At 71.7% G+C, this 26,801-nt stretch carries 23 protein-coding genes and 1 pseudogene; 15 read left to right on the top strand and 9 right to left on the bottom strand.

The window, feature by feature from the left end:
* Positions 1–19 precede the first annotated feature (19 nt).
* From ACIPEK_RS17220 to ACIPEK_RS17210, 3 genes are all read right to left on the bottom strand, one after another.
* A complete protein-coding gene (locus ACIPEK_RS17220) occupies positions 20–4,993 on the bottom strand; it encodes a DNA repair ATPase (RefSeq protein ID WP_401996565.1) in 4,974 nt (1,657 codons plus the stop codon).
* Positions 4,994–5,140: 147 nt separating this feature from the next.
* Positions 5,141–7,255 carry a flotillin family protein gene (locus ACIPEK_RS17215; protein ID WP_401996562.1) on the bottom strand — a complete coding sequence of 705 codons (2,115 nt, stop codon included), beginning with the start codon at positions 7,253–7,255 and terminating at the stop codon, positions 5,141–5,143.
* A gap of 130 nt (positions 7,256–7,385) precedes the next feature.
* A complete protein-coding gene (locus tag ACIPEK_RS17210) occupies positions 7,386–8,057 on the bottom strand; it encodes a hypothetical protein (RefSeq protein ID WP_401996559.1) in 672 nt (223 codons plus the stop codon).
* Between the two features lie 260 nt (positions 8,058–8,317).
* On the opposite strand from ACIPEK_RS17210, the gene ACIPEK_RS17205 reads away from it, so the two are divergent.
* Complete coding sequence (locus tag ACIPEK_RS17205) at positions 8,318–9,388, top strand: PucR family transcriptional regulator (RefSeq protein WP_401996556.1); 1,071 nt, start codon at positions 8,318–8,320, stop codon at positions 9,386–9,388.
* A 404-nt stretch (positions 9,389–9,792) separates the two neighbouring features.
* Here the strand turns inward: ACIPEK_RS17205 and ACIPEK_RS17200 are convergent, their stop codons facing one another.
* On the bottom strand, positions 9,793–10,248 hold the full coding sequence (locus tag ACIPEK_RS17200) for a tellurite resistance TerB family protein (RefSeq protein ID WP_093899464.1): 456 nt from the start codon (positions 10,246–10,248) through the stop codon (positions 9,793–9,795).
* 163 nt (positions 10,249–10,411) lie between these two features.
* On the opposite strand from ACIPEK_RS17200, the gene ACIPEK_RS17195 reads away from it, so the two are divergent.
* The 5 genes from ACIPEK_RS17195 to ACIPEK_RS17175 all read left to right on the top strand — a co-directional run bounded on the left by ACIPEK_RS17195 (position 10,412) and on the right by ACIPEK_RS17175 (position 13,879).
* Positions 10,412–10,909, top strand: a complete 498-nt coding sequence (locus ACIPEK_RS17195; RefSeq protein WP_383069916.1) for a BlaI/MecI/CopY family transcriptional regulator — start codon at positions 10,412–10,414, stop codon at positions 10,907–10,909.
* A 7-nt stretch (positions 10,910–10,916) separates the two neighbouring features.
* The gene (locus ACIPEK_RS17190) at positions 10,917–11,873 is read left to right on the top strand and encodes a M56 family metallopeptidase (protein WP_401996886.1); all 957 of its coding nucleotides are present in this window, start codon (positions 10,917–10,919) and stop codon (positions 11,871–11,873) included.
* A gap of 108 nt (positions 11,874–11,981) precedes the next feature.
* Positions 11,982–12,536 (top strand): MarR family winged helix-turn-helix transcriptional regulator, encoded by a 555-nt coding sequence (locus ACIPEK_RS17185; protein ID WP_401996553.1) that lies wholly within the window; start codon positions 11,982–11,984, stop codon positions 12,534–12,536.
* Between the two features lie 208 nt (positions 12,537–12,744).
* Positions 12,745–12,930 carry a hypothetical protein gene (locus ACIPEK_RS17180; protein ID WP_401996550.1) on the top strand — a complete coding sequence of 62 codons (186 nt, stop codon included), beginning with the start codon at positions 12,745–12,747 and terminating at the stop codon, positions 12,928–12,930.
* A 151-nt stretch (positions 12,931–13,081) separates the two neighbouring features.
* On the top strand, positions 13,082–13,879 hold the full coding sequence (locus tag ACIPEK_RS17175) for a VOC family protein (protein ID WP_401996547.1): 798 nt from the start codon (positions 13,082–13,084) through the stop codon (positions 13,877–13,879).
* A 31-nt stretch (positions 13,880–13,910) separates the two neighbouring features.
* On the opposite strand, the gene ACIPEK_RS17170 is transcribed toward ACIPEK_RS17175, so the two are convergent.
* The gene (locus ACIPEK_RS17170; protein ID WP_401996544.1) at positions 13,911–14,597 is read right to left on the bottom strand and encodes a response regulator; all 687 of its coding nucleotides are present in this window, start codon (positions 14,595–14,597) and stop codon (positions 13,911–13,913) included.
* Complete coding sequence (locus ACIPEK_RS17165) at positions 14,594–15,781, bottom strand: sensor histidine kinase (protein ID WP_401996541.1); 1,188 nt, start codon at positions 15,779–15,781, stop codon at positions 14,594–14,596. The genes ACIPEK_RS17170 and ACIPEK_RS17165 overlap by 4 nt, the downstream gene beginning before the upstream one ends.
* Positions 15,782–15,951: 170 nt before the next feature.
* Here ACIPEK_RS17165 and ACIPEK_RS17160 point away from each other — a divergent pair, with 170 nt between their 5' ends.
* Genes ACIPEK_RS17160 through ACIPEK_RS17150 form a run of 3 tightly spaced genes read left to right on the top strand, consistent with a single transcriptional unit; the run spans position 15,952 to position 19,261 of the window.
* Entirely contained in the window at positions 15,952–16,923 is a 972-nt protein-coding gene (locus ACIPEK_RS17160; RefSeq protein WP_401996538.1) for an ABC transporter ATP-binding protein, read from the top strand.
* A complete protein-coding gene (locus ACIPEK_RS17155) occupies positions 16,920–18,488 on the top strand; it encodes an ABC transporter permease subunit (protein WP_401996535.1) in 1,569 nt (522 codons plus the stop codon). The genes ACIPEK_RS17160 and ACIPEK_RS17155 overlap by 4 nt, the downstream gene beginning before the upstream one ends.
* Positions 18,485–19,261 carry an ABC transporter permease gene (locus tag ACIPEK_RS17150; RefSeq protein ID WP_401996532.1) on the top strand — a complete coding sequence of 259 codons (777 nt, stop codon included), beginning with the start codon at positions 18,485–18,487 and terminating at the stop codon, positions 19,259–19,261. The genes ACIPEK_RS17155 and ACIPEK_RS17150 overlap by 4 nt, the downstream gene beginning before the upstream one ends.
* A gap of 21 nt (positions 19,262–19,282) precedes the next feature.
* Here the strand turns inward: ACIPEK_RS17150 and ACIPEK_RS17145 are convergent, their stop codons facing one another.
* Positions 19,283–20,098, bottom strand: a complete 816-nt coding sequence (locus tag ACIPEK_RS17145; RefSeq protein WP_401996529.1) for an HAD-IIA family hydrolase — start codon at positions 20,096–20,098, stop codon at positions 19,283–19,285.
* Positions 20,099–20,217: 119 nt separating this feature from the next.
* On the opposite strand from ACIPEK_RS17145, the pseudogene ACIPEK_RS17140 reads away from it, so the two are divergent.
* A pseudogene (locus ACIPEK_RS17140) lies at positions 20,218–20,844 on the top strand (phosphoribosyltransferase); the annotation flags it as partial.
* 334 nt (positions 20,845–21,178) lie between these two features.
* Here the strand turns inward: ACIPEK_RS17140 and ACIPEK_RS17135 are convergent.
* Together ACIPEK_RS17135 and ACIPEK_RS17130 are read right to left on the bottom strand one after the other, a co-directional pair.
* On the bottom strand, positions 21,179–22,711 hold the full coding sequence (locus tag ACIPEK_RS17135; RefSeq protein WP_401996526.1) for an alpha/beta hydrolase: 1,533 nt from the start codon (positions 22,709–22,711) through the stop codon (positions 21,179–21,181).
* Positions 22,712–22,801: 90 nt separating this feature from the next.
* Entirely contained in the window at positions 22,802–23,545 is a 744-nt protein-coding gene (locus ACIPEK_RS17130) for a polyprenol monophosphomannose synthase (protein ID WP_401996523.1), read from the bottom strand.
* A 309-nt stretch (positions 23,546–23,854) separates the two neighbouring features.
* Here ACIPEK_RS17130 and ACIPEK_RS17125 point away from each other — a divergent pair, with 309 nt between their 5' ends.
* The 5 genes from ACIPEK_RS17125 (at position 23,855) to ACIPEK_RS17105 (ending at position 26,782) form a co-directional block, all read left to right on the top strand.
* Positions 23,855–24,310 carry a carboxymuconolactone decarboxylase family protein gene (locus tag ACIPEK_RS17125; RefSeq protein ID WP_327274275.1) on the top strand — a complete coding sequence of 152 codons (456 nt, stop codon included), beginning with the start codon at positions 23,855–23,857 and terminating at the stop codon, positions 24,308–24,310.
* Between the two features lie 176 nt (positions 24,311–24,486).
* A complete protein-coding gene (gene crcB / locus ACIPEK_RS17120; RefSeq protein ID WP_383069953.1) occupies positions 24,487–24,897 on the top strand; it encodes a fluoride efflux transporter CrcB in 411 nt (136 codons plus the stop codon).
* A complete protein-coding gene (locus tag ACIPEK_RS17115) occupies positions 24,894–25,250 on the top strand; it encodes a DUF190 domain-containing protein (protein ID WP_401996518.1) in 357 nt (118 codons plus the stop codon). Before crcB (ACIPEK_RS17120) ends, ACIPEK_RS17115 begins: the two co-directional genes overlap by 4 nt.
* The gene (crcB, locus tag ACIPEK_RS17110) at positions 25,247–25,621 is read left to right on the top strand and encodes a fluoride efflux transporter CrcB (protein WP_401996516.1); all 375 of its coding nucleotides are present in this window, start codon (positions 25,247–25,249) and stop codon (positions 25,619–25,621) included. Before ACIPEK_RS17115 ends, crcB (ACIPEK_RS17110) begins: the two co-directional genes overlap by 4 nt.
* 396 nt (positions 25,622–26,017) lie before the next feature.
* Positions 26,018–26,782 (top strand): SDR family oxidoreductase, encoded by a 765-nt coding sequence (locus tag ACIPEK_RS17105; RefSeq protein WP_401996513.1) that lies wholly within the window; start codon positions 26,018–26,020, stop codon positions 26,780–26,782.
* Positions 26,783–26,801: the final 19 nt, after the last annotated feature.

Genomic DNA, 26,801 nt, shown 5'->3' with positions numbered 1-26,801 from the left:
CTCCGTCGCACCCGCCCGGTCAGTGATCGTCCTGCGGAACGGCCGGAGGCGGCGCCGCGTGCCGGGCCCGCGGGCCTGCGAGCAGATGGCGCGGGTCCGCGGCCCGGACGATCGCCGACTCGACCGCCGCGATCCGGTCCGCGAGCAGCCCCAGTGCGGCGACCGCTCTGGCGACGGGGTCGCCGTCCGGGGCGCCGAGCGCCTGGGTACGGACGTAGGAGGCGGTGATCGCGGACCAGCGCGCGGACTGCTCGGTGGTGAGGCGGCCGCGCAGCGCGGCGAGTTTCAGCAGGTTGGACTCCGCGCCCGTGGTCAGCGTCTGGGCCTCGCCCGCGTAGTGGTCGTCGATGACGGCGAGGAGTTCCGCGTCGTTCATCACCGGCACGATCCGCTCGGCGATCTTGTTCATGTTGCGGTACGAGCCCTGCAGCCGGAACGGCGGCTCGGTGCGCGTCGCGTCCGTCTGCGCGGCCGAGGCGATGTACGCGGCGTTCACGGCCAGGACCGTGTCCCGGGCGGTCAGCAGATGACGCAGTACCGCGACGATCCGGTCCACCTCGGCAGGCGTGTACGGGTGGTCGAGCCGGTCCGTGCGGATTGCGCGGTCCGTGCCGGAGGCGAGCCGCACGAGCAGGGCGAGATCTTCGCCAGAACGCCCGGCGAGCGGGGCCAGCACCGGGTTGGCGGTCAGCGCGTTCTCGACGAAGCTCAGCGCGAAGACGTCCTCGCGGCCGCTCAGCACCTCGCCGAGATTCCACACGTCGGCCCGGTTGGCGAGCATGTCGGGGATACGGAACCGTGCCCCCGACTCGGTGTACGGATTGCCCGCCATGCACACCGCGAACCGCTTTCCCCGCAGGTCGTAGCTGCGCGGCTTGCCATCCCGTACGCCCTCGACTCGGCGGGTGGCGTCGCAGAGCGGAATGAATTTCTGGAGCAGTTCGGGCGAGGTGTGCTGAATGTCGTCGAGGTAGAGGAGCGTGTTGTTGCCCGTCTCCAGAGCGAAGTTGATCTTCTCGATCTCCTGGCGGGCGGTCGCGGTGCGTGCCTGCGCCGGGTCGAGGGAGGTCACGTCGTGGCCGAGGTTCGGCCCGCTGATCCTGACGAGGACCAGGCCGAGCCGGTCGGCGACGTACTCCATGAGCGTCGTCTTGCCGTAGCCGGGCGGTGACACGAGCAGCAGCAGGCCCTGCGAGTCGGTGCGCCGGTCGGCGTCGGCGGTGCCGAGCTGCTTGGCGAGGCTGTCGCCGATCAACGGCAGGTACACCTCGTCCAGGAGCCGGTTGCGGACGAACGCCGACATGACGCGCGGCCGGTGGTCGTCCAGCCGCAGCCGGGCCCGCTCGGCGGCCACGAGTTCGGTGCGCAGGCGCTGGTAGGCGCGGAACCCGGGGACGGTGGTGGTGCGGAACCGGTCGGTGCGGGCGAGGAGTTCATCGAGGCGGACGGTCAGCCGGCCACGGTCGATGCGCGGGTGGGTGCCGAGCAGGCCGTCCACGGTCGCGGTGAGCGGCGCCTCGCACTCGTACCGGGCGAGCACCGGCTCCGGGCAGAGTTCCACGGCGACGGCCTCCGCCAGATCGCCCGCGTCGATCTCCGTACCGCTCGCGGCGGCGTACGAGGCGAGCCAGCCCTCGACCAGCTGGCGCCGGGCGCAGAAGTCGTCGTGGAGTGCGGCGAGGTCCTCGTCGTACGCGGAGGATCCCGTCGTGCGACGGAACTTGTCCAGGAACGTGCGGGCGGTGGCGCTCGTGACGAATCCGGCCGGGCCGCTCGTCAGCTCCTCGAAGAGGTACGCGGCGACGGCCCGGGGGTCGTCGCCCCGGATGACGTCCGCCCACTCCTCCTGAAGACCGGCGATGGCCGGGGCGAGGCCGAACGTCTCACGGGCACGGGCCAGCGAGAGGGCCCGCCGGGTCCAGGATGTGCGCCGGACCTCGTCCGTCCCGTACGCCCAGAACAGCTGCGCCGCCGCTCGTACGGCGGGCGGACAGCGCAGCAGTCCGGCCCCGGCGTGCAGCCTCAGCAGGGTGGTGAGGATGGCGGTGGCGTCCTCGTCGTGGACACCGCGCTGGTAGCCCTCGTCGTAAGCGGACGCCGCCGACTCCCTTACCAGTAGCGTCAGTTCGGCAGTGTTCAGGGCGCCGAGGGTGTCGGCGCCCTGCTCGTCCAGGAGCCGGGCGGCCAGATGCTCGGCGCGGCAGACGTGCGGGGACTCCGAGGGCAGCGTCTGGTCCCAGTACGGGCGGGTCGCCTCGAAGGCCGGGTCGGTGACCGGCGCCCGGTAGTCCGTGCCGGTGAGGGCGAACGCGAGCCGGTCCCCGTGCGGGACGAGCGTCAGGTCGAAGGGCTGGGTGTTCACGGCGAACCGGTGCCGGCCGAGACGGATCGTCGCGCCCCCGTCCGCGTACAGCTCACTGCGGTCGCGCAGGGCCCGCCCGGCCTCCTGGCGGGCGGCCAGCAGCTGCCCGTCCAGCTCCTCGGCGCGTACCGGGTCGCCGAGTTCCCGCAGCTCGTCCGCCGTGCGGCGGACCTTGGCGACCATCGGGTCGGAGGCGAAGTAGGTGTGGACGGCGTCCAGGTCGGGCAGGGCGGCCAGCCGTCGGGACACCGTGTCGAGGACCCGGGCCGCCGAATCCGCCAGCCGCTCCGCCCGCCGGGCGCGGGCGTCCTGCAACGTCTGCTTACGGGCCGAGAACGCCTCGTACACTTCCGTCCGCCGCCCGGCCAGCTCGGCGAGGAAGTCGTCGAACTCCGCGAACCGCGACTCCAGGTTCTCCAGCTGGAGCAGCAGCCTGGCCAGTTGCTCGTCACAGGCGTCCGGGGTGTCCGCGGCGGCCAGCGCCCCCGTGACGGCCTGCCCGAGCAGTGCGAACTCGGCGGCGAACTCCGCGCGGCCCTCATGGTCCAGGAGCTCGCGACGGCGCGCGTCGAGGGTGGCGCGGGCCCGGTTCACCCCGCCGAGGACCTCCGCGATCCGCTCCAGGATCGACGTACGGACCGTCGCGTCACCGATGTCGAGCCCGGCGACGACATCCGTGACGGTGCTCAGGCCGTCCGTCATCTCCGTCAGCCGGTCGCCGAGCGCCGAGGCGTCCACGACGGTGGTGAGCGCGGACGCCTCGGCGGCCAGGCGCGCGATGTCCTCGTGGTAGCCGGCGAACGCGTCGTCCCGGCCGAGGAACGCGACGGCGCGCCGGTCGGCCGAGTCGATGTCGGCGGCCGTGTCGGCGCTCAGCGCGGCGATCCGCTCGGTGTCGGCGTACCGCATCTCGGCGAGTGTCGCCAAATGGCCCTGGACACGGCGGAGTTCGGTGAGCTGGGTGACCCAGGCGGCGGCCGAGCGCGGGGCCTCGCCACGGATGCGGCGGACGAGTGCGGTGAGCCGGTCGGCCGTCTCGGTGAGCGCCTCGGCGGCCTGCCGGGTCAGCTCCTGCACCGTGTCGAACTCGGCGAGGACCTGCTGGGCGGTGGCCCGAAGCTCCGCCAACGGGGCGGCCAGTTCGCCGAGTGCGGAGTCGGTCAGCCAGTGGTAACGGTCGGTGGCACGGGTACAGTCCGCGACCAGCTGCGCGTACACGGCGGCGGTCGGTGTCGTCTCGGCGGCGCCGTGCGCGAGCGCGAGGCAGTCGGAGATGCCACGCACCAGATCGGCGTTACCGATCCGGGCGAGCGGACCGGCCTGGGCGGGCCGGGAGGCGGCGTAGGTGTCGGAGACGTACGGGGTCTGCCAGCGCTGCAGCGGGTGGACCCGGGCCGGTTCGTCGCCCGTGGCGGTACCTCGCAGGAGGACGAGCGTGCCGTCGTCGAGCAGGGCGTGGCCGCGGCCCTGGAGGGGAGTGGCGACCTCCTGCCGGATCAGGTTGTAGGGCAGGAGCAGGCTGCGGCCGTCGTCGGGGGAGCGGAAGGCATACAGGACGTCCTCGCCGTTCGGCGAGCGGACCGCGCCCTCGAACACCGGGTCGGTGAGCGGCTCGGCGATGTCGAAGGTCTTGGCGGTGCCGGTGGTGAGGTAGTAGCCGCCGGGGAAGATGATCCCCTGGTCCTCCGGGAGCCGGTGGCAGGCGGGACCGATGAGGTCCAGGCGCAGGACCGTGCCGAGGAGTGTGTTGAAGACCAGATACCGCCAGGACTCCTCGTTGTACGGGCGGACGCGGAGCAGGACCAGCGGGCCGATCACGGCATGCTCGACATCCGCGTCGGCGAGTGACTGGAGGGGTTCGGTGACCGGCTCCTCGTAGATCCCGTCGGGGGTGTCGGTGTCGTTGACCGTCTTGACGGTGAGGGTGCCGCCGAGTGTGTCGACGAAGAGGACGGCGTCCGTGCCGACGCCGTCGCTGTCCTTGCCCACGGCGATGTGCGGGTGCCGGCCGAGGACGTGGGCCTCGCGGCCCGCGACGGTCCAGGTGAAGTCGTGCGACGGCGGGAAGACGTGATCGCGGTCGCCGCGCGCGTCGAGGAACGCGCCGGGCGAACCGTCCGGGGCGAGCGCCCAGCGCAGCACGCGGATGCCGTCGGCACTCTCACCGGTACGGAAGACGGCGAGCAGCCTGCCGTCCACGCGGCGCAGCCGCAGGAGGCGGGCGTCGCGGTAGTAACGGTGCAGGGCGGTGAATTCGCGTACGAAGGCTTCGTCTTCGAGCAGACCGCCTTCGCCGTGGAGCGCCTCCTCCAACTCGGGGCCGTACAGGGCGAGTACGTCGCCGACCTCGGCTTGTTCCGCTGCCCCCGGGCCCCGTTCGAACCCGAACAGCAGCCGGCCGCCGACGGACACCAGGTCGCGGGGTACGGACGGCTGCTCGGTACGGATCTGCTCGGTGCCGGTGAGCCGGAGCTCGGTCGACCCGAACTCCGCTGTGCGCCGCGCGTTGAGCGCCTCGGCGCGGCTCGCGAGATCGGCGGCCCGGGCGGTCAGCCTGCGGCGCAGCACGTCGTACGTCCCCGCGTCCACGGGGCCGCCGGCGGGCGGTGCGGTCGTGGTGTCGGTTTCCATACGTACGGCTCTCCCTACGAGGTGTGTGGTGCGGGTGCGTCCCGCTGCCGGGGCGTGTCCTCGATCTCCCCCATGCCTTGAGGGCATGGGGGGGGACCCCCTTGACGGGCTTGATCGGTCCTGCCCGTCCGGCGATCGAGGTCCGCTCTATGCGACCGGCGACCCGTTCCGCGATGCGGGTACGTCGGACGCCCCCGCCACCGCCGACACCGGCACATCCGCAAGACCCAACTCCTGTGCCGCAGCCAGCAGCTGCTGCACCTGCCCCGGCGCGACCCCCGCCCCCGGCGCCCGCATCATCCGCATCAGCAGCGCCGATACCGTCAGGTTCTGCACATCTCCCGTCGACACCGACCCCAGCACCCGCGTCAGATCGTCCGTGAACGACGACGTGCCGTTCAGCCACGGCCCCGCAAGCGCCTTCGCCGTGTCCGAGTTCTCGACGAACCCGTCGAAGCTCTTGCCCATCGAGATGGACGAGACGAGCCGGTCGAAGAAGACCGACTCCCCGCCGACGATGTCGATGTCGGCGTTCTCCAGACCCGTCGCCAGTACCGTCGCCTGCGCCTCGGCGACCTGCCGCTGCACATCGAGCCCGGCCAGCCGGATCTCCTTCTCCGCGGCCAGCCGCAGCCGGTACTCCTCGTGCCCGCGCGACGCGTCGTCCAGCGCCGCCATCGCGGCCGCCTTCTCGGTGAGCCCCGCCGCCTCGGCCTTCAGCTTCTCGCCGATCATCGCCGCGTCGGCCGTCGCCTGGGCCTGCGTGCCCTCCGCTGCCGCGAGCGCCTTGAGCCTGGACCCCTCCGCCTCGGCCTTGAGACGGGCGGACGTGGCCTCCGCCTCGGCGAGACCGGCCTTCTCGATGACGTCGGCCTCCGCTTCCCGTACCTGAATCTCGGCGAGTCCGGGCGCCGCGGACTCCGCCTGGATGCCCTCGGCCAGCCGCAGCTTCGCCTGGGCGTCCAGGTCCGCGGTCTTCAGCCGGGCCTCGGCGAGCGTCAGCTGCTCGGCGGCCAGGTGGGTGGCCGCCGCTTCCGCGGCCTCCGCGGCCTTGATGTCCTTGACCAGCTTCTCCTGGGCCTCCGCCTCGGCGGCGATGATGACCGACCTCCGGGTGCGCTCCGACTCCTCGACGGCCCGCAGCGTCTTGATGGACTCCTCCTGCTCGGCGACCGTACGGTCCACGGCGATCCGTTCCCGGATCACATCGGCGACCTCGCGGCGCTCGGCCTCGACCTCCTTCGTCGCGGCGATCCGGTTGAGTTCGGTCTGCCGCTCGCGCCCGATGACCTCGATCAGCCGGTCCTTCTCGATGCGCTCGTTCTCCACGGCGATGACACGCTCACGGTTCTTCTGCGCGACGGCGATCTCCCGGGCCTGGTTCTCGCGCTGGATGCCGAGCTGCTCCTCGGTACGGATGAACGCGGTCTGGGCGCCGAGCCGTTCCTCCTCCTGGACCCGGGCGGTCGCGGCCTCCTCACGGGCCCGCAGCGTCTCGACCTCGCGGCGCTGCTTGATCTCGGCCTCGGCCTGCCGGCGCTCCAGCTCCAGAATGGTCTCGCGGGCGTCGACGTTCTGCCGGGTGATCTCCTTCTGCTCGGTGCGCTGGTACTCGTTGGTGCGTACGTGCTCGATCGCCGTCAGCTCGGTGATCTTGCGGATGCCCTGTGCGTCGAGGATGTTGGCGCCGTCGAGCTGCGTCATGGGCGTCTGCTCGAGGAAGTCGATCGCGGCGTCGTCGAGGTGGTAGCCGTTCAGGTCCGTACCGATGACCCGGATGATCCGGTCCCGGAACTCCTCGCGCTTGGTGTACAGATCGACGAAGTCCAGCTGCTTGCCCACGGTCTTGAGCGCCTCGGCGAACTTCGCGGCGAAGAATTCCTGGATCGCGACCTTGTCGCTGGCCCGCTCCGTACCGATGGACTGGGCGACCTTGATGACGTCCTCGACGGTCTTGTTGACACGTACGAAGAAATTGATGTGGATGTCGGCGCGGATGTTGTCCTGGCAGATCAGGCCCTCGCGCCCGGTGCGCCGGATCTCGATGGTCTTCACCGAGATGTCCATGTACTCGGCCTTGTGCAGCACCGGCAGGACGACGGCCCCGGTGAAGGTGACATCGACCTTCTTGGTCTTGGAGATGATCAGGGCCTTGCCCTGTTCCACCTTGCGGAAGAGCCGGCTGATGACGAGAAGCAGGGCGACGGCGATGAGCAGGACGACGGCTACGAGCACACCGAAGCCCAGGGTGATGGCATCCATGACAGTCCTTGGCGGCTGGTGAGGAAGGTGGAGAGGTCAGAGGTTTTTGTCCGGATGGCCGGACGGCGGGGCGGCCGGGTGGCAGGGCGGCCGGGTGGTTTCGGCGATGCGGCTGCGACGGGCGGGACGGTCAGCCGGAGCGACGCGGGGTCCGGCGCGCATCCGGGCCGGTACCCGGGCGCGGCTTCGGTGGTCCTGGGTCCAGCGCCTTGTCGTACGGCGAGACCCAGAAGAACTCGCCCTCGTCGTCGTACGCGTACAGAAGCCCCGCACTGCCCGAGGTGAGAACCGCGTCGTCCGCCGGGCCGAGCAGCCTGACCTGGACGATCGCGGTGGAACCGTCGGCCGCCGCGACCTCGGCCTGGCCGAAGTCGGAGCTGACGGAACCGGTACGGATCGTGCAGACCCGGCCGAGGAAGTCCTGCCGCGACGGAGGGGGCTCCTCCGGGAAACGCCGGCGCACCAGACGCACCAGCACCCGCATCACGGCCCAGGCGGTCAGCAGCGCCCCGGCGAACACCGCACAGGCGAGCCACGCGCGGGTGATGCCGGTGACACCGCTGCGGTGCAGCAGGACCGTACCGGCCAGGCTCGTGAACCAGCCGACGGCGACCATCACGGACACCGAGACGGTGACCGGCACCCCGCCGATCCCGGCCATGCCGGTGTCGAGGTCCCCGTCGAAGGAGTGGTGGTCGGCCGCACCGGCCAGCACCAGGAGCCAGAAGAAGACGACGACGACCAGGGCGGCGCCGAACAGGACGGCTGGAAAGGCGGTCGCCGCACTCAGGAACTCCTGCATCGGTCCGCCCCCTGTTCCTTGCGGGCGGTCCGGTGGTGATCCCGGTGCTGCGGTACCGCACAGAGCGGTGCCGCAGCAGCCGGGTCTTCCCCCGTATCCCCCGTGTTCCCCCGGTTGGTGCTGATCGATCGTGTCACTCGGGGCCGTGCAACGCACTGCCGGAGTCCGGCAATCTTTGTACGTCCTTGATGCCGGGCACCGGCACCGGTCGGTATGCGTTGGGTGAGTGTCAACGTCGCGTCAGGAATTGAGGAGTGCGCGTGCCGGAGCCGGAGATTCCCGACGAGTATCTGAGGGACTACGCCCACATTCTGGCCGATGTGGCCGCCACCGGCCGCCGACTGACCCGGGACGAGCTGGACACCCGCCGGCTCCTGGGCCGGGAGGCGGCCGAGGCCGGGTTCCAGCTGCGCGCCCTGGTCGGCCTCCATCTCGCGGCGACCCGCACCGCCTGGCCGCGGGCCGCCTTCGCCGATGACGCGTCCACCGACTCCGTGCTGGCCGCGGTCGAGCAGGCCGTCGACGCCTTCGCCGAGGGTTTCGAGCGGGCCCAGCGGCTCACCGTCCGGCGCGAGGAGGCGGCGCGCCGCGAGTTCATCGACGATCTGCTGTACGGGCGCAGCGATCTGGGCCGGCTCGCCGAGCGGGCCACCCGGTTCGGGCTGCGCCTCTCGCGCGCCCACGCGGTCGCGGTGGCGACGGGCCCGGAGGCGTACACGGAGACCGACCCCGTGCCGCGCACGGTCGAGGCGGCGCTGCTCACGCGCTTCAGCGGCCGGAAGATCCTGATCACGACGAAGGACGGGCGGCTGGTCTGTATCGCCCCCGGCAGCCAGCCCGATGTCCTGCGGTATTTCGCCAAGCAGTCGCACGCGGCGACGGACGGCGGCCGGGTCGCCGTCGGCCGCCCGCACCGGGGCCCCGGGGGCGTCGTCCAGTCGTACGACGAGGCGCTCGACGCACTCGATCTCGCGGAACGGATGGATCTGGACGATCCGGTGCTGTACGCCGCCGACCTGCTGGTCTATCCGGTGCTGACCCGTGACCGGCAGGCGATGGCCGATCTGGTGCGCAGTCAGCTGGGCCCCCTTCAGCAGGCGCGCGGCGGCGCCGAACCCCTCCTGAAGACGCTCGCCGTCTACTTCGACGCGGGCTGTGTGTCCGCCGAGACGGCCCGTCGGCTGTCGCTGAGCGTGCGGGCGCTCACCTACCGGCTGGAGCGGATCCATCAGCTGACCGGTTCCGACCCGTCCGACCCGATGCACCGCTACACCCTGCAGACGGCGGTCATCGGCGCCCGGCTGCTGGACTGGCCGGCCAAGGAGGTGTGACGTGACCCGCACAGACCCCGCACCCCTGACGCGATGCTGATGCGTGCTGCGGGGAGCGGGGTCTCGGAAGGGAGTGGCCGGAGGTGCGCATCGGGGGAGTGGCACACCTCCGGCCTGCCGGGCACGGGCCGGTGGTCAGTCGGTCCGCGGTTGATCCGGCGCCATGGGGGGTGGGACCGGGTGGATCCGGTCCGTCGAGCAGGGGTAGGCTCAGAGCCTGTCGGGTGCCCTCCGACCGGGCGGCCACGCCCTGGCACGCAGGCTTCCCGCGTTGTCGTCAGTCACCGACTCCCCCATAGCTGAAGGCATGGGGGGACCCCCTTCGCGTCGACTCCCTCCTCCGCCTTGGAATCGCACGCACCAGACCGCGTCCGCTATCCGATCGGAGGCCACCCGACAGGCTCTCAGAGGTCGAACTCGTGCGGCGGGAGGTCGAGCGCGAAGCACGCCTCCCGGACGACGGCCTGCTCCGACTTGTCGAAGTCGCCGTCGGCACCGCCGATGACGATGCCGATCTGGATGACGGCACGCGCCTCGGCAGGCTTCTTCTTCGCCTTGCCGATCTCCTGGAGCACGCTGACCTTGCCGAAGGCGAAGTCGGCGGTGAGCTTGTTCACGTAGTCGTTGAAGCGACGCTGCAGATCGTCCGCCGGGAAGTTCTGCAGAACCTCGTTGGAGGCGATCAGCGAGGCGACACGCTGGCGCTCGGACGGGTCGATGGAACCGTCGGCCGCCGCGACCAGGGCGCACATGGCCATGCTCGCGTCACGGAACGCGCCGCTCTTCAGGTCGTTCTTCTTCGCTTCCAGCTGCGACTGCATCGACGAAGCGGATTCCTTGATCCGATCCCACAGTGCCATGACGTCTCCATACGTTGCGTTGCGTTGTGTTGCCGGAATGAATTCCAACTCTACAGACGTGTAGAAGTTAGCAGGACGGGCGCCCGCTGTGTCCCGCAAACGTCAGTAAGTAGGATGCTGCGACGCCGCGGCTGACGCGGTATCGCAGAAGGGCGGACCCCAGATGGACTCGGCCAGGCCCGGCCACCACCCGGACAACGAGCCGCCCCACGAGGAAGTGCCCGACGCCGTGAGCCCCGGTCCCGTACGCCCCGACAGCCGGCGGCTCCGCAGGCGCGGGCAGGGCGAACTGGAGGCCCAGGTCCTCGCCGTACTGCACTCGGCGAACGGCCCGGCGACGGCCGGCTGGGTGCAGGAACATCTCGACGGCGACCTCGCGTACACCACCGTCATCACGATCCTCTCCCGCCTCTACGTGAAGAACGCCGTGACCAGGTCCCGCGAGGGCCGCTCCTACACATGGACGTCCGCCTCCGACGAGGCCGGTCTCGCGGCCCTGCGGATGCGCCGCGTACTTGACGGCGAGCGGGACCGGGACGCCGTGCTCGCCCACTTCATCTCGGCCCTGTCCCCCGGTGACGAGGAACGGCTGCGCGCGCTCCTGGCCCGCGCGGCTGCCCCGGACGACCCGGATGCCCCCCTTGGCACGGAAGGCCGATAGCGGTTCGATGGGTGTCTTCGTCTATCTGCCGCTCGTGCTGCCGCTGACCGCACTGCCGATCGCGCGCCTCGCCGAACAGCATCTGCACCCCCGCAGCGCGACCAGGCTGCTCGTCGTCGTCGGCACGCTGCTCGCTCTGTGCAGCACGCTGTGTCTGGGCCTGCTGGTGGTGGTCGGTACGGCACAGCTCCCGGGCAATCCACTGCCGGACAGCTGGTCGGACGCCCAGGTGCGGGACACGGTGCCGTACGAGGTGAACGCGGGCATCGTCGCGATCGGCGTGCTGGCGGCGCTGATCGGAGCGTGCGGGTGGACGGTGTACCGCCATGTGCGGCTGCGTATCCGTGCCGGCCGCGCCCTGTCCGCCGCGTCTTGCGTCGTCTCGGACGATGTCGCCGTGCTCCCGGATCCGGAGCCGTACGCCTATGCGCTGCCCGGCAATCCGGGCCGGGTCGTCGTCTCGACCGCGATGACCCGGTGTCTGGACGCTTGTGAGCGCCGGGCCCTGATCGCCCATGAGCGGGCCCATCTGGCCGCCCGGCACCACCGCTATCTGCTGGCCGCCCAACTCGCGGCGCGCGCCAACCCGTTCCTGCTGCCGTTGCGCACGGCGGTGGCGTTCAGCACCGAACGATGGGCGGACGAGGAGGCCGCGCGCACGGTCGGCGACCGGCGGGTGGTGGCGGTCGCGGTCGGCAAGGCGGCGCTCTTCTCGCACCGGGCCCCGGACGCCTCGGCAGGCTTCGCCGCCTTCGCGAGCTCCGCTTCGGTGGCGGGCCCCGTACCGCGCCGGGTGGCGGCGCTGCTCGCCCCGGTTCCCCAGGCCCGGCTGTGGCCCCCGTCGTCCGCCCATGCCGCCCTGGTGGCAGTCGTCGCGACGACGGGCACGGTGGTCTCGGCGCTTTCGTCGCTCAACGCGGCGGTGACGCTGGTGCGGATCCTGCACGCGGCGACCCCGCTATGAGCCGTACGAAGAAGACCGGCTCGCCGGCAGCCGTCCGCGCTCGCGTGTGCTGGGCGCGCGGGGCGCGTACCGATTCGAGTACCACCGGCCGGCGCGGTACAAAGAGGCATGGCCGCGCATGAACAGAGACGTGAGGACCGGCCCCCGGACCGGGACGGGGACGATGGCGTCGACGAGGTGACGCGCGCCGTACTGACGGCTTCCAGGCTGCTCGTCGCCGTCTCCGCACGTTCACTCGCGGCGGTGGAGGACAGGGTGACGCTGCCCCAGTTCCGGCTCCTTGTCGTGCTGTCCACGAACAGGAACGCCAAGCTGGTGACGCTCGCCGAACGGCTCGGGGTGAACCCGTCGACCGCGATGCGCATGCTGGACCGGTTGATCGCCGCCGGTCTCGCGGAACGGGAGGTGAACCCCGCCAACCGCCGCGAGACGGTGCTGCGGGTGACCTCCGAGGGCCGCCGGCTGGTCGAGGACGTCACGGCGGGCCGCCGCCGCGAGATCGCCGGGATCGTCGAACGCCTCGCCCCGGAGCAGCGCACCGCCCTGATCGACGCGCTGACCGCGTTCGCCGTGGCGGGCGGCGAACCGCCCGTGCCGGGGGACGGCCCGGACGGGTACCCGCTGGGCTGGACGCCCGACCTCCCCGCCCGCCACGACGTCTGATCTCAGAGCCTGTCGGGTGACCTTCGATCGGAGAGCGGACGCGGCATGGTGCGTGCGATTCCAAGGCGCCGGGACGGCCTCGGACGGGGTCTCCCCTGCTCGGCCGGAGTTGAGAGCTTGGGGAAGGAGCTACTGGGGCATTTCGGCAACGCCGGAGGGCCCCTGGCCCTTAAGGCCCTTGAGGCCTTGGGGGAGTGCGTGCCAGGCCGTGGCCGCCCGGCCGGAGGGCGAGACCGAGCTCCGCACCTCGGCGAGCGGCCACTACTCCGGCCGGTTCATGCTCCGGCCCCTTCCCGGCACCGTCCCGTCGTTGCAGGCGCGTCTCGTGGCGGTGACCCTCGCCGATCACGCCGGTGCGGCGCTCGACACCGCGGGCCCGGTCCTGGACCGCTGACATCACGGTCATGGCCCCGCCCGGCATGCGCACACGTACGTACGGTGCACGCCACCGGGGTCGGCGGCCCCGATTCCAGCGCGCGGGGAGGCGGTCGGCTGGCTAGCGTGAAAAGCCGGACAACCCCACCGAGCACGAAGGAGTCGACGTCATGGCTGTACACCCGGAGGGCGCGCCGTGCTGGGCCGACGCGATGTTCCCCGACCTCGACGGAGCGAAGAGCTTCTACGGTGATGTGCTGGGCTGGACGTTCGGCGAGTCCTCGTCCGAGTTCGGCGACTACACGCAGGCGTACGCCGAAGGCAAGGCGGTCGCCGCCGTCGTGCCCCCGATGCCCGGCCAGGAGGGACAGCCGGCCTGGTGTCTGTACCTCGCCTCGCCGGACGCCGCCGCCACCGCCGCGAAGATCCGCGAGAACGGCGGCGAGACGCTGATGGACCCCATGGAGGTGGGCGAGTTCGGCACGATGCTGCTGGCCCGCGACCCCAGCGGTGTCACCTTCGGCGTGTGGCAGGCGGGCAGCCATGAGGGCTTCGAGTCCCAGGGCGTGCCCGGTGCGTTCTGCTGGGCCGAGGTCTTCACCCGGGAGCCCGAGAAGTCGGACGCCTTCTTCTCCGCCGTCTTCCCGTACAGCATGGTGAAGATGGACGATGACGCCGTCGACTTCAGGATGTTCAACCTCGGCGACAAGACGGTCATGGGGCGGATGAAGATGGGCGACGAATTCCCGCCCGAGGTGCCGCCGCACATGAATGTGTACTTCACCGTCGTGGACTGCGACGCGGCCGTGGCGAAGGCGACCGAGCGCGGCGCGATTCTGCGGTTCGGCCCGATGACCATGCCCTTCGGCCGCTTCGCCGCGCTGACGGACCCGCAGGGCGCGGCGTTCTCCGTGATCGACGTCAACACGACCGAGGGCGAGGTGCCCAAGACGTCCCCGGTGTCCTGACCGGCCCGGGACCATGCGTCCCTGCCCCGGCTCACCCCCCGGCGCGCGGCACCACCAGCCCGGATTCGTACGCCGCGACCACCGCCTGGGTGCGGTCGCGCAGACCGAGTTTGTTCAGGACGCGGCTGACGTGGGTCTTGACCGTCTCCTCGCCGACGCTCAGCCGGGCGGCGATCTCCGGGTTGGACAGTCCCTCGGCGATCAGGCGCAGTACCTCCGTCTCACGCGGGGTGAGCGCGGTGAGCGGGGCGGTGGGTACGGCAGGGGGCCTGCGACGCAGGCGGGCGAATTCGCCGATGAGGCGGCGGGTGACGGTGGGCGCGAGCAGGGCCTCGCCCGCGGCGACCACGCGTACCGCGTCGAACAGGCGCTCCGCGGTGACGTCCTTCAGCAGGAAGCCGCCCGCCCCGGCGGCCAGCGCGTCGTAGACGTGCTCGTCGAGGTCGAACGTGGTGAGGATGAGGATGCGCGGGCCGCCGCCGTCCGGGGCGGCGGCCCGGATCTGCGCGGTGGCATCGATGCCGTCCGTGCCAGGCATCCGGACATCCATCAGCACGACGTCGGGACGCTGTTCGGCGCAGACGCGTACGGCCTCCGCGCCGTCGGAGGCCGTACCGACCACCGTGAAGTCCGGCTGGGTGTCCAGGAGTCCGGCGAAACCGGCCCGTACCACCTCGTGGTCGTCCACGACGACGATCCGTGTGGTCGTCGCGGTCATCGCACGGCCTCCTTCGCGCCGGCGGGCAGCCGTACTTTGACGAGGAAGCCGCCGCCCGGCGCCGGACCCGCACGCAGTTCGCCGCCGACCGCCGCGACGCGCTCGCGCATGCCGAGCAGGCCGTGACCGGAGCCCCGGGTGCCGGACCGGCCCGGTACCGGCCCCGGGCCGTTGTCCCTGATGCGCAGGTCGAGGGTCTGCGGGGCGTAGCGCAGCTCGACGTCCACGGCCGCGCCGGGAGCATGTCTGCGGGTGTTGGTGAGGGCTTCCTGGACGATCCGGTACGAGGTGAGCTCGATGCCCGGGGCGAGCGGGGCCACGGGGCCGCTGACGATCAGCCGGGTGCTCGCGCCGCCGGCCGCGCGGGCCTCGTCCAGCAGCTCGTTGAGCTGGGTGAGGCCTGGCTGGGGTTTGCGGGTGACCGGTGGTGCGCCCGCGTCCTCGCGCAGTACGCCGAGCAGTCGGCGCATCTCCGTCAGCGCGGCGCGTGCCGTGTCGCCGATGTCCAGCAGCCGTTTCGCCCCGGTCTCCGGCATGTCCGGGGTGGTGAGGCGGGCGGTCTCCGCCTGGACGGAGATCATCGAGATGTGGTGGGCGACGACGTCGTGCAGCTCGCGGGCGATGCGGGCCCGTTCGCCGCGCGCCGCGTGTTCGAGGAGCGTGTTCGCGATGGCCCGTTCGGTGGCGTCGCGGGCCACCGCCTCGGCACGGGTGCGACGGCCGTTGCCGTCCGCGACCGCCGCGGCCGCGAGTACGGCGGCCGACACGGCGTACACGCGCAGTCCCCTGTCCTCGGGGTCGGTGAGCGCCACCGCGACGTACGGCAGCACGAGCAGCACGGCCAGGCGGCGGGAGCCGCGGCTGCCGAGGTGGCGCAGTACCAGCAGCTGGGCGACGAGCCCGGCGAGGGTCAGGTCCCGGTAGCCCGCGAGTGCCAGGAGACTTGCCGCGGTGGCGGCGGTGGCCGCGGCGGCCGGGTGGACGCGCAGGAGCGCCAGCGGCACCGTGGTGCACAGGCCGAGCAGTATGGCGAGCGGCAGCGTGAGCGGAAGGTCCGACGGCCCGGCCGCGGCGCGGACGGCGCTCTCCCCGGCCGCGAGCAGCCCGAGCGCCGCCGCGGCTGCCGCCGGGCCGTCGGGCGAGGCGGCGATCCTCCGCGCCCTCCGCATGATTCCTTCGCTCATGCACGCCATTGTCACGGCGCCGGCGCCCATTGGCGTCCCCCTGACCAGCCGTCCTCGCCATCCCCCACGCGGGGGATGCCGACAATCCGCCGTCCCCCGTGCAAGGGGCGTTGAAGAACGCTCCGTCGCGTGACGACCGCGGGCCTGCCGTCTCCCTAGCCTTCTGCACCATGGAAGCAACCGTGGCAGCAACCATCCAAGTCCGGGGACTGCGAAAACAATTCGGACAGACCGTCGCTGTCGACGACCTGTCCTTCACCGTGCACCCCGGCCAGGTCACCGGCTTCGTCGGACCCAACGGGGCGGGCAAGTCCACCACCATGCGCATGCTCCTCGGTCTGGACGCGCCCGACGCGGGCAGCGCCCTGATCGGCGGACGGCCCTACGCGTCGCTGCGCCGGCCGCTGACCGAGGTCGGGGCCCTGCTCGACGCGGCGACCGTGCACCCGAGCCGGCGCGGCCGCGACCATCTGCTGTGGCTGGCGCACACGCACGGGCTGCCGGGCCGACGGGTGGATCAGGTGCTGGAGCAGGTCGGCCTCGCGACGGCCGCGCGGCGGCGGGCGGGCACCTACTCGCTGGGCATGCGGCAGCGGCTGGGGATCGCGGCGGCGCTGCTCGGCGACCCGCCGGTGCTGCTGCTCGACGAACCGGTCAACGGGCTCGACCCGGAAGGCATCCGGTGGATCCGCGGCTTTCTGCGGGCGCTGGCCCGCGAGGGCCGTGCGGTGCTGGTCTCCAGTCATCTGATGAGCGAGCTCCAGGACTCCGCCGACCATCTGGTGGTCATCGGCCGCGGCCGGCTCATCGCCGACACCTCCGTGGCCGAACTCCTGGCCGCCGCCTCCGGCGACCGGGTCGCGCTGCGCACCTGCGCGCGTACGGACGCCATGTCGCTGCTGGCCCGGGAGGGCGGGACCGTCGCCGCCAACGGGCCGGACTCACTGACCGTCACCGGCCTGCCCGCGGAACGGATCACCGCACTGCTCGGCGCGGCCGGGGTGCCGTTCTCCGAAGTCGGCTCGGACCGGGCGACGCTGGAGGAGGCGTACATGGAACTGACCCGGGACGCGGCGGAGTTCCGGGCCACGGAGAAATTCCCGGCCGCCACCGCCCGCGACGGCGAGGAGTTGGCCTCGTGACCGCACCCACCGTCGCCCCCTACCGATCCCCACTGCCGCCCGCCCGCGACGGATTCCCGCAGTTGCTGCACTCCGAGTGGACCAAGGCCCGCAGCGTGCGCCGGTGGAGCGTCACTCTGCTCGCCGCCGTCGTGATCACCGTCTTCGTCTCACTGCTCTCCGCCCTCAGCGGCAGCTTCGACGTCAACGGCAGTCCGCCGCCACCGCCGAAGGGCCCGGACGGCACGCCCGTCACCGACAGCTTCCCCTTCGTCCACCAGCAGCTGACCGGCGACGGCAGCATCACGGCCCGGGTGTCACCGCTCACCGGCCGCGAAGGGCATATCGCGCCCTGGGCCAAGGCCGGGGTCATCATCAAGGCGAGCACCGACGCGGGATCGCCGTACGCGGCCGTCATGCTCACAACGGGCCACGGGGTCCGGCTCCAGTCGGACTTCACCCACGACACACCAGGCAGCAGCGCCTCCGGCACCGAACCGCGCTGGCTGCGGCTCAGCCGCTCCGGCAGCGTACTCACCGCGTCCGAGTCGGCCGACGGCAAGAAGTGGACCGAGGTCGGCAGGGCCACCCCGGCCGGACTGCCAAGAACCGTCCAGGCGGGCCTTTTCGCGGCCACGCCCGAACTCGTCACGGTGCAGAGGCACTTCGGCTCCACATCCGTCGGCGGCGGTCCGTCCGAGGTCACCGCCTCCTTCGACCGGATCACGGTCGAAGGCGACCGGGGCACGGCCGACGACGGCGACCGGGGCGCGGTGGTCGACGGTGACCAGGGCACCGGCACCTGGCGTCAGGACCGGGTCGGTGCCGATCCCACCAGGGCCGCCGGGAGCCCGGACCGTTCGGCGCAGACGGCCGGCACCTGGACCCTGACCGGCTCCGGCGAGATCGGCCCCCTGACCCCGGACGTCGATCTCACCCAACGGTCCCTCAGCGGGGCCCAGATCGGGCTGATCCCGCTGGCTGCGCTGGGGGTGCTGTTCATCACCACCGAATACCGGCGGGGCCTGATCCGCACCACGCTGACGGCGGGCCCACGCCGAGGCCGGATGCTCGCCGCCAAGGCCTTCGTGCTCGCGGGAATCGCCTTCCTGACCGGGCTGCTCGCCGCCGTGCTCTCCTTCCTGCTCGCCGAACCGGCACTGCGGAACAACAGACCCAACCCCGGGGCGTACCCCGAGGCGGCGCTCACCGACGGCCCGGTGCTGCGTGCCGTCCTCGGCACCGCCCTGCTGCTGGCCGCCGTCGCCGTGCTGGCGCTGGCCGTGGGCGCACTGCTGCGGAACACGGCCGCCGCGGTGACGCTGATCGTGGTCGTGTTCGTACTGCCGATGGTCCTGCTCGCCGGGCTGCCCGTCGGCACGGCGCACTGGGTGATGAAGGTGACGCCGCTCGCCGGGTTCGCCGTGCAGCAGACGACACCGCGATACGACTTCGTGAGCACCGTCTGCCTGCCCGGGGACAGCTGCTACCCGCAGGGCCCGTGGGCCGGACTCGCGGTGCTGTGCGCGTACGCGGCTGTCGCCCTGGGCCTCGCCATGTGGCGGCTGCGCAGGCGGGACGTATGAGGGGCGCCCTGCACGCGGAGTGGACGAAGCTCCGCACTCTGCCCAGCACGTGGTGGCTGCTGCTCGCCGTCGCCGCACTCACGGTGACGCTCGGCGCGGCGGCCACCGGCTCCGTCTCGACCGACCAGTGCCCGTCCCCGGCCGAGTGCCACGAGGACACGGTCAAGCTCTGCCTGACCGGTGTCTGGCTCGGCCAGGCGGCGGTCGCCGTCCTCGCGGTGCTGGCGATGAGCAGCGAGTACGGCACGGGCACCATACGCGTCACGCTGACGGCGGTGCCCGGCCGCGCCCGGGTCCTCGCCGCGAAGGCGACGGTCGTCACCGGGGCCGCCTTGGCGGCGGGCACACTCGCGGTCCTCGGCTCACTGCTGGCCGGCCGTCTCCTCCTCCCCGGCAACGGCTTCGGCACGGCCGCACTCTCCTTCACCGAGCCCCCGACCCTGCGTGCCGCCGCGGGCTCGGTGCTCTACCTGGCCCTGATCGCCCTGCTCTCCCTGGGGACGGCGACAGTTGTACGGGACACGGCCGGCGCGATCACGGCCGTGCTGGGCCTGCTGTACGCCTTTCCCGTGGTGGCGCTGATGGTCGCCGACGAGACCTGGCGGGAGCGCCTGCAGGAGTTCGCCCCCTCGTCGGCGGGCCTGGCGGTCCAGGCCACCCAGAACCTGGACGCCCTGCCGATCGCCCCCTGGCCGGGCCTCGGCGTTCTTGCGGCCTGGGCGGGAGCGGCGCTGCTGGCAGGGGCGGCGATGTTCCGGCTGCGGGACGCGTGAGGGGCGGGTGCCCCGGCTTCCTCACGCCCCCAGCCGCTCCAGCAGAGCGGGAAGACCGGCGAAGGAGTCGATCACATGGTCCGGGGCGCCGTCGGCCGCCCGGTGTGTCTCGGGGAGGTACTTGCCGGTCCTGACGAGTACGCCGGTGAGCCCGGCGCGCTGGGCGGCCAGGACGTCGGACTCGATGTCGTCGCCGACCATCAGGGCGTGGGGCGCGGTGGCGCCGAGGTGTGCCAGGGCCGTGGCGAAGAACGACCCGGCGGGCTTGCCGGTGATCTCCGCCTCGACGCGGGCGGCTCGCTCCAGTCCCAGGAGGAAGGCGCCGGTGTCGAGGTCGAGCCCGGCGGCCGTGCGCCAGTACATGTTCCGGTGCATGGCGACGAGCCGGGCGCCGCGCTGCACATGGCGGAAGGCGCGGTTGAGCGCCGCGTAGGTGAAGGCGTCCCCGGCCCCGCCGAGGACGACGACATCCGGCGCCCGGCCATGAGCCGAACCGGACTCCTCCTTGTCCTCGTCGACGAGTGTCACGCCCGTCAGATCGTCCCGGACGTCGCCGGTATTGATCAGCAGGCAGCGGGCTCCGGGATGGTGTTCCCGCAGGTGAGCGGCGGTGACGGCGGGGGCGGTGAGAATGTCGTCGGCGGAGACGGGGAAGCCCTGGCCCACCAGTTTCTCGGCGATCGTGGCGCGGGTGCGGGAGGTGGTGTTGGTGACCAGCGCCAGCGGGAGACCCGCCTCGCGCAGCCGCTCCATGGCCGCCACGGTGCCGGGCAGCGCCTTCCAGGACACCGTGAGCACACCGTCGATGTCGATCAGGACCGCTCCGATTCGTCCCATGCAACCGACCCTGCCCGAGTTGCGCGGCCGCCGCACATGGAGTTGTTTCGGAGTAGGGAACCAGGCGGGGTGCGTACCCACGTGGTCCCTCACTCTCCCCTGGTTGGGGGTGGACAACCGTGCTGTTCGTCGATCGCGAGGATGCGGGACAGCAGCTGGCCGAGGCGCTGCGGCATCTGGAACGGGAGAACCCCGTCGTGCTGGGTCTGCCCCGCGGCGGAGTCCCGGTGGCCTTCCAGGTGGCGCAGATGCTCGGCGCCCAGCTCGATGTGATCGTGGTCCGCAAACTCGGCGTGCCGCACCACGAGGAAGTGGCGTTCGGCGCCATCGGCGAGGGCGGGGTGCGGGTCATCAACGAGGACGTCGTCAGCCACCTCTGGGCCGGGAAGCAGGATCTCGCGGCGGTCGAGCGGGTCGAGGCGGCGGAGCTCGTACGCCGGGCGCAGACCTACCGCGCGGGCAGGCCTCGGACGCCGCTCGAGGGCCGGACCGTCATCGTCGTGGACGACGGCGTCGCGACCGGCGCCACGGCCGAGGCCGCCTGCCAGGTGGTACGGGCGCAGAACCCGGCACGTCTGCTGGCGGCCGTACCGGTGGCGCCGCCGGACGCGGTCGCCCGGCTGCGGCAGTGCGCGGACGAGGTGGTGTGTCTGTCCATGCCGCGCCTGTTCTACGCCGTCGGCGAGTGGTACCGGGACTTCTCGCAGACCTCCGACGAGGAGGTCATATCCCTGCTGACACAAGCCCGGTACACCGGACAGGTGCCGCCCGGCAGCGACTGAGAGCCTGTCGGGTGACCTCCGACCGGGCGGCCACGCCCTGGCACGCACGCTTCCCGCGTTGTCGTCAGTCACCAACTCCCCGATAGCTGAAGGCATGGGGGGACCCCCTTCGCGTCGACTCCCTCCTCCGCCTTGGAATCGCACTCACCAGACCGCGTCCGCTATCCGATCGGAGGTCACCCGACAGGCTCTGAGCGGCCGACGGCCGGGCCGTCCCCGTCCGTGAAGCAGGCGGAGCGAAGGACGTCCGCGACTGCGCGGAGCCGCCCCCCACCGGGCGCCGCCCCGCGCGGTCCATTCAGTCCGCGCAGTACGTGTCCTGCTCCGGCCGCGTCCCCGTCGTCAGGAACGTGGTGACCGCGCGGTTGCCGCAGGCATTGCCGTTGCCCAGGTAGAGGCCGTGCCCGCCGTGGTCGACCGCGACCAGGCGGGCCCGGTCGCCGAGGGCCTCGCGCATCTTCAGGGCGCCGGAGTACGGGGTCGCCGGGTCACGGAGGCCCTGGATCATCAGGATGTTGGACGGTCCCTCGTCCGTGATCCTGGTCGGCCGCTCCACGGGGGCGTCCTTCCAGAAGGCGCACGGTGTGACGTTCACCGGCATTCCGGCGGTGAGCGGGTGCTTCACGCGGTCGGCGGCGACGGCGCGCCGGTACGACGGGATGCTTCCCGGCCAGCGCACGTCGTTGCAGATCACGCCGATCGTGACCGCCGCGTCCTGGTCCGGCATCGGCCCGGCCAGTTCGGCGGGCAGGACGGGCTTCACCGACGCGTCCCGGGCCTCCTGAACGAGCCCGGCCAACCGGGCGAAGGCACTGTCCCTGTACAGGGCGAGCTGGATCGCCTGCCGCAGCCGGTTGCCGGTCAGCGGGACGCCCGCCGTGGTGGACTCCTTCGGCTCACGGTCCAGTCGCGCCGCCAGCTCCAGGACCAACGGCTGTACGTCCTCGGCGCGTTCGGCCAGCCGCAGTCCCTCCGCCTCCCGGGCCGGGTCCGCGGCCCATCGTGCGAAGTCGGGGAAGCGGTCGTCCGCGCCCACCGCCATGTTCGCCAGCCAGCCCTGCTCGACGCGCGACGGGTCGGGGTCGCCGCTGCTGTCCAGCACCAGGCGGTCCGTGTGCTGCGGGTACTTCTGGGCGTACACGGCGCCCACATAGGTGCCGTACGAGCTCCCCCAGGCCGAAAGCTTCTCCTCGCCCAGCGCCTGCCGGAAGCGGTCGATGTCCCGCACCTCGTTGGCCGTGGTCAAGCTCCGCAGCAGCGCTCCCCCGTTGCGGGCACACGCTTCTGCGATCCGCCGCGACCGCTCCACGTTCTCGGTGATCGAACCGTCGGCGGCGGGCCAGGCCCGCAGATTCACCAGCTCCCGGTCCTCCGGGGCGAGCCCGCAGCTCGCCTTCGTGCTTCCGCCGGTGCCGCGCGGGTCGAGGCTGACGATGTCGTACTGCCCCGCCGTCTCCCGCTGTAACTGTTCCCCCTTCTGTGTCACCCGCTGCACCCCTGACGAGCCGGGGCCACCGGGGATCACCAGCAGCGTCCCGCGACGGGCCGAGGGGCGGTCGCTGCGCACCCGGGTCACCGCGAGGCCGAGCTGCGGGCCGTCCGGCCTCCGGTAGTCGAGCGGTACGGGCAGCTCGGCGCACTCCTGCGCGGCGGGGCCGCCGTCCTCGGCACACGGCTGCCAGTCGAGCGCGGGGACGGAGGCGGTGGCGGGAGCGGCCGTCCCGGCGGCACCGTCGGCGTGGGCCGGCGGGGTGACGGCTCCGGTCAGCGCGGTGGCGGCAGCGGTGACGGACAAGGCGATGAACGCGGCGGATCTGCGGTAAGTCGTCATGCTGCAAGCCTTGTTGAGCCGAGGCTCCCGGCCCATCCGGGAGGCATGACGGTACGGGGTGGGGTTAGCCCCCGAACTCCCCGCCCGAAATCAGTGACTGCGCCTGCCGAACAGCAGCTTCCACGGTGCGAGGGCGGACTCGATCTGCACGCCCAGACCGAGTTTCGATTCGCCCTCGACCCGCTCCTCGAACCGGATCGGTACCTCGACGATCCTCAAATGGCGTTTGACCGTGCGGTAGTTCATCTCCACCTGGAACGAATAGCCGTTGCTGCGGACCGAGGACACATCGATCGCCTTCAGTGCCGATGCCCGCCAGGCCTTGAAACCGGCGGTGGCGTCCTTCACCCGCAGCCGCAGGATCGCGTTCACATAGAAATTCGCCCATACGGAGAGCGCCTTGCGGTGCCAGGGCCACTCCGTGGCGAGCGAACCGCCCGCCACATAGCGGGAACCGATCACCACGGCGGCATCCCCGGCGAGCAGTGTCTCGATCATGACCGGGAGTCTCGACGCCGGGTGGGAGAGGTCGGCGTCCATCTGGACCACCACGTCCGCGCCCTCGGCGAGTGCGCGGGACATGCCCGCCACGTAGGCGCGTCCCAGCCCGTCCTTCTCCTTGCGGTGCAGCACGCCGACCGTTTTGGCGGTGTCGGCCGAGAGTTTGTCCGCGACCTCGCCCGTGCCGTCCGGCGAATTGTCGTCCACCACAAGAATATGCAGGTCGGGCAGGCCCAGATCCATCAGGAGATTCACAAGGACGGGCAGGTTCGCCCGCTCGTTGTAGGTGGGCACGACCACCACAATCTTCGGCGAGGTCTTCTCCACGGCCATTTCCTCGTGCCCCCTTGAGGTGCTCTTGCGTCCCCCTGCGTCATCCCCGGATGTTCTCCCGTTCGTTCCCCGGTTCGTTCCCCGTGCAGGATCGCGCGAGCCTAGCATCCGGTCATCCTGACCCGACGGAAAGCGGAATGCTTCATTCTGCTCTGCGTCCGCCGAACGAAGCACCTCGAATTCACCACGAGAACTGCAGGTGGCGCCGGATTCCCGGGCCGCTCGTCACACTTTCTCCCCGGCATCCGTCAGTGCAGTGGAGGCGCGGCGGGAACGCGGCCGCGACGGATATCGAAGGAGAGTCATCACATGCAGGCACGTATACAGAACCCGGCCGAGATCATTCCCGAGGCGTTGCCGCCCCTGCTGGGCCTCGTCAAGGCCATCAACAAGGGCGGCCTGGCGGAGACGACTCTCGAACTCGTCGGTCTGCGGGTGAGCCAGATCAACGGCTGCACCTTCTGCGTCGAAGGACACGTACGCAACGCCAGGAAGGCAGGTGAGAGCGACGAGCGGCTCTTCGCGGTGTCGGCCTGGCGGGAGGCGCCCTACTTCACGGACGCGGAGCGGGCCGCGCTCGCGCTCGCGGAGGCCTCCACCCGGCTCAGCGACCGCTCCGACCCGGTGCCGGACGACATCTGGAACGCGGCCGCCGATCACTTCACCGAGAAGGAGCTCTCGGCCCTGGTCCTCTCCATCGGTCTGACGAACCTCTTCAACCGCATCAACGTCACCACCAAGCAGCCTCCGGGCAAGACCTGGTAGGCCTTCGTCCGGGCCCTCGGGTCCCGGACCGGAGAGCCGCGCCGCCCGGCGCCGTCAGCCGACGGCTTCCGGGCGGTCTCCCTTTTCGGTACTGAGTGGCGGGTGACGGGCCCGACACGCTCCTTCGGGGCGGCGGCGATAGCCTGGTGCGTGTAGCAGGCAGGAGACACGTGCGCATGGGAGCCCGCAATCCCCAAGGTTCCGTCGTCGCGGTGGTCGCGCTCGGCGGTGCGCTCGGAGCGTGCGCCCGCTACGGGGCGGCGCTGATCTGGCCCACCGCCCCCGGCGGCTTCCCCTGGACGACGCTGGTCGTGAATGTCGTCGGCTGCGCGGTGATCGGCGTGTTCATGGTGGTGATCAGCGAGGTGTGGGCGGCGCACCGGCTGGTGCGGCCGTTCTTCGGTACGGGGGTGCTGGGCGGGTTCACCACGTTCTCCACATACGCGGTGGACATCGAGCGCCTCGTCGACGCCGGCCGGGCCCGTACCGGCCTGGCGTATCTGGGACTGACACTGTGCGCGGCCCTTGCGGCGGTGTGGAGTGCGGTGTGGGCAACCCGCCGCGTGCTGGCGTGGAGGCAGTCATGACGACGCCGAACACGGAACGGGCACTGCGCCTGACGGTCTTCGTCGGCGAGTCCGACGGGTGGCACCACAGGCCGGTGTACACGGAGATCGTGCACCGGGCGCACAAGGCGGGGCTGTCGGGCGCGAGTGTGTTCCGCGGGATCGAGGGGTTCGGCACCTCGTCGGTGATCCACACCCAGCGGCTGCTCTCACTGAGCGAGGACCTGCCGGTGGCGGTCGTGATCGTGGACGCGGAAGAGCGGATCCGTGCGTTCCTGCCGCTCGTCGAAGAGCTGGTCACGGACGGCGGTCTGGTCGTCCTGGACAGCTGCGAGGTCGTCCACTACGGCGACGACCGGGAGCGGAACCGGTGAACTGGCTGCTGGTGATCGTCGGTGCGGCGGTCGGAGCACCCCTGCGGTATCTGACCGACCGGGCGGTGCAGTCCCGGCACGACAGCGTCTTCCCGTGGGGCACCTTCGCGGTGAACGTGACCGGATCGCTGATCCTGGGCCTGCTGACCGGCGCGGTCGCGGCAGGCGCCGCCTCCTCCCACCTGCAGCTGCTGCTCGGTACGGGACTGTGCGGGGCGCTCACCACGTACTCGACCTTCAGTTACGAGACGCTGCGGCTGGCCGAGGACGGGGCGAAGTTCTACGCGGCGGCCAATGTGGTGGCGAGCGTGGTGGCGGGGCTGGGCGCGGCGTTCGCCGGTGTCTCGGCCGCCGAGGCGCTGTGGTCGTAGGTATCGGCCGAGGTCGCGAGGCAGCCGTTTTGGCGCAGACCGTCGTCGGGACGGTCGGCGTCCCCTGCCACCGCAATGCGAGGCGATGGCAGGGGAACGCCGTTGAGGAGGAGCCGTCACCGACGCCGGGCGATTCAACCCGTTCCACGCCGACAGCGGTCCGTCAGCCGCCGACCCTAGGCACCCGGCCCCTCCCGGACCGCACACCACGCCAACGGCCAGCCCGGCGCCACTCCAACAGCAGGCGCCCGGGATGCTCACGGGGGCCCGGGCCTCACCCGACCGGGGGCCTTGATCCACCCGTGGCCTTGGTCCAAAGGGCGTCCGGGGGAAGTGATCTCCGTACAATCCGAGAACGACGTGACCGGCACGGCCAGAGAGCGCGAGGTTCCTCCAGTGGCAGTCAGCAGCACCACTTCGTCGTCGCGCCCCGTCACCGTCGTCACCGGCGGCAGCCGCGGGATCGGTGCCGCGACCTGTGTCCGTCTGGCATCCGAAGGGCATGACCTCGCCCTGGGCTTCGTGAGCAACGCCGAGGCCGCCGAGCGGACCGCGGCGGCTGTGCGGGCCGCGGGAGCGCGCTGTGTCACGGTGCGGGTGGACACCGCCGTGGAGGCCGATGTGGAACGGCTCTTCGACACGGCTGCCGCACAGCTCGGTCCCGTCACCGGGCTGGTCAACAACGCGGGAGTGACAGGCCCTCTCGGCCGTCTCGTGGACACCTCCACCGAGACGCTGCGCCGGGTCCTGGACGTGAATCTCCTGGGCTGTCTGCTGTGCTGCCGCCGGGCCGCGAAGGACATGGCGGCCAGTGGGTCCGGCGCGATCGTCAATGTCTCCTCGGCCGCTGCCACCCTCGGCAGCCCCGGGGACTTCGTCCACTACGCCGCCACGAAGGCGGCGACGGACGCCCTGACGATCGGGCTGTCCAAGGAACTGGGGCCCGACGGAATCCGGGTCAACGCGGTCGCCCCCGGCATGATCGACACCGAGATGCATGCCACCGCGGGCGACCCCGGCCGCGCGGCCGCGGCCGCGGCCGGCATCCCGCTCGGCCGCCCGGGAGCTGCCCCGGAGATCGCGTCCGCCATCGCGTGGCTGCTGTCGGGCGAGGCGTCGTACGTGACCGGGGCGGTGCTACGGGTCGCGGGCGGACGATAGGCCGGGGCGCGACGGGGCG

Origin of the sequence: Streptomyces sp. NPDC088246 (assembly GCF_044741025.1) — a bacterium.
GTDB lineage: Bacteria > Actinomycetota > Actinomycetes > Streptomycetales > Streptomycetaceae > Streptomyces.
This window is presented reverse-complemented; position numbering and strand designations above follow the sequence as displayed.

What these genes read in the sequence shown, in the direction of transcription:
- ACIPEK_RS17220 (WP_401996565.1), bottom strand. Translation starts at nt 4,993, where the DNA reads ATGGAAACCGACACCACGACCGCACCGCCCGCCGGCGGCCCCGTGGAC.
- ACIPEK_RS17215 (WP_401996562.1), bottom strand. Translation starts at nt 7,255, where the DNA reads ATGGATGCCATCACCCTGGGCTTCGGTGTGCTCGTAGCCGTCGTCCTG.
- ACIPEK_RS17210 (WP_401996559.1), bottom strand. Translation starts at nt 8,057, where the DNA reads ATGCAGGAGTTCCTGAGTGCGGCGACCGCCTTTCCAGCCGTCCTGTTC.
- ACIPEK_RS17200 (WP_093899464.1), bottom strand. Translation starts at nt 10,248, where the DNA reads ATGGCACTGTGGGATCGGATCAAGGAATCCGCTTCGTCGATGCAGTCG.
- ACIPEK_RS17195 (WP_383069916.1), top strand. Translation starts at nt 10,412, where the DNA reads ATGGACTCGGCCAGGCCCGGCCACCACCCGGACAACGAGCCGCCCCAC.
- ACIPEK_RS17190 (WP_401996886.1), top strand. Translation starts at nt 10,917, where the DNA reads ATGGGTGTCTTCGTCTATCTGCCGCTCGTGCTGCCGCTGACCGCACTG.
- ACIPEK_RS17185 (WP_401996553.1), top strand. Translation starts at nt 11,982, where the DNA reads ATGGCCGCGCATGAACAGAGACGTGAGGACCGGCCCCCGGACCGGGAC.
- ACIPEK_RS17175 (WP_401996547.1), top strand. Translation starts at nt 13,082, where the DNA reads ATGGCTGTACACCCGGAGGGCGCGCCGTGCTGGGCCGACGCGATGTTC.
- ACIPEK_RS17170 (WP_401996544.1), bottom strand. Translation starts at nt 14,597, where the DNA reads ATGACCGCGACGACCACACGGATCGTCGTCGTGGACGACCACGAGGTG.
- ACIPEK_RS17165 (WP_401996541.1), bottom strand. Translation starts at nt 15,781, where the DNA reads ATGAGCGAAGGAATCATGCGGAGGGCGCGGAGGATCGCCGCCTCGCCC.
- ACIPEK_RS17160 (WP_401996538.1), top strand. Translation starts at nt 15,952, where the DNA reads ATGGAAGCAACCGTGGCAGCAACCATCCAAGTCCGGGGACTGCGAAAA.
- ACIPEK_RS17150 (WP_401996532.1), top strand. Translation starts at nt 18,485, where the DNA reads ATGAGGGGCGCCCTGCACGCGGAGTGGACGAAGCTCCGCACTCTGCCC.
- ACIPEK_RS17145 (WP_401996529.1), bottom strand. Translation starts at nt 20,098, where the DNA reads ATGGGACGAATCGGAGCGGTCCTGATCGACATCGACGGTGTGCTCACG.
- ACIPEK_RS17135 (WP_401996526.1), bottom strand. Translation starts at nt 22,711, where the DNA reads ATGACGACTTACCGCAGATCCGCCGCGTTCATCGCCTTGTCCGTCACC.
- ACIPEK_RS17130 (WP_401996523.1), bottom strand. Translation starts at nt 23,545, where the DNA reads ATGGCCGTGGAGAAGACCTCGCCGAAGATTGTGGTGGTCGTGCCCACC.
- ACIPEK_RS17125 (WP_327274275.1), top strand. Translation starts at nt 23,855, where the DNA reads ATGCAGGCACGTATACAGAACCCGGCCGAGATCATTCCCGAGGCGTTG.
- crcB (WP_383069953.1), top strand. Translation starts at nt 24,487, where the DNA reads ATGGGAGCCCGCAATCCCCAAGGTTCCGTCGTCGCGGTGGTCGCGCTC.
- ACIPEK_RS17115 (WP_401996518.1), top strand. Translation starts at nt 24,894, where the DNA reads ATGACGACGCCGAACACGGAACGGGCACTGCGCCTGACGGTCTTCGTC.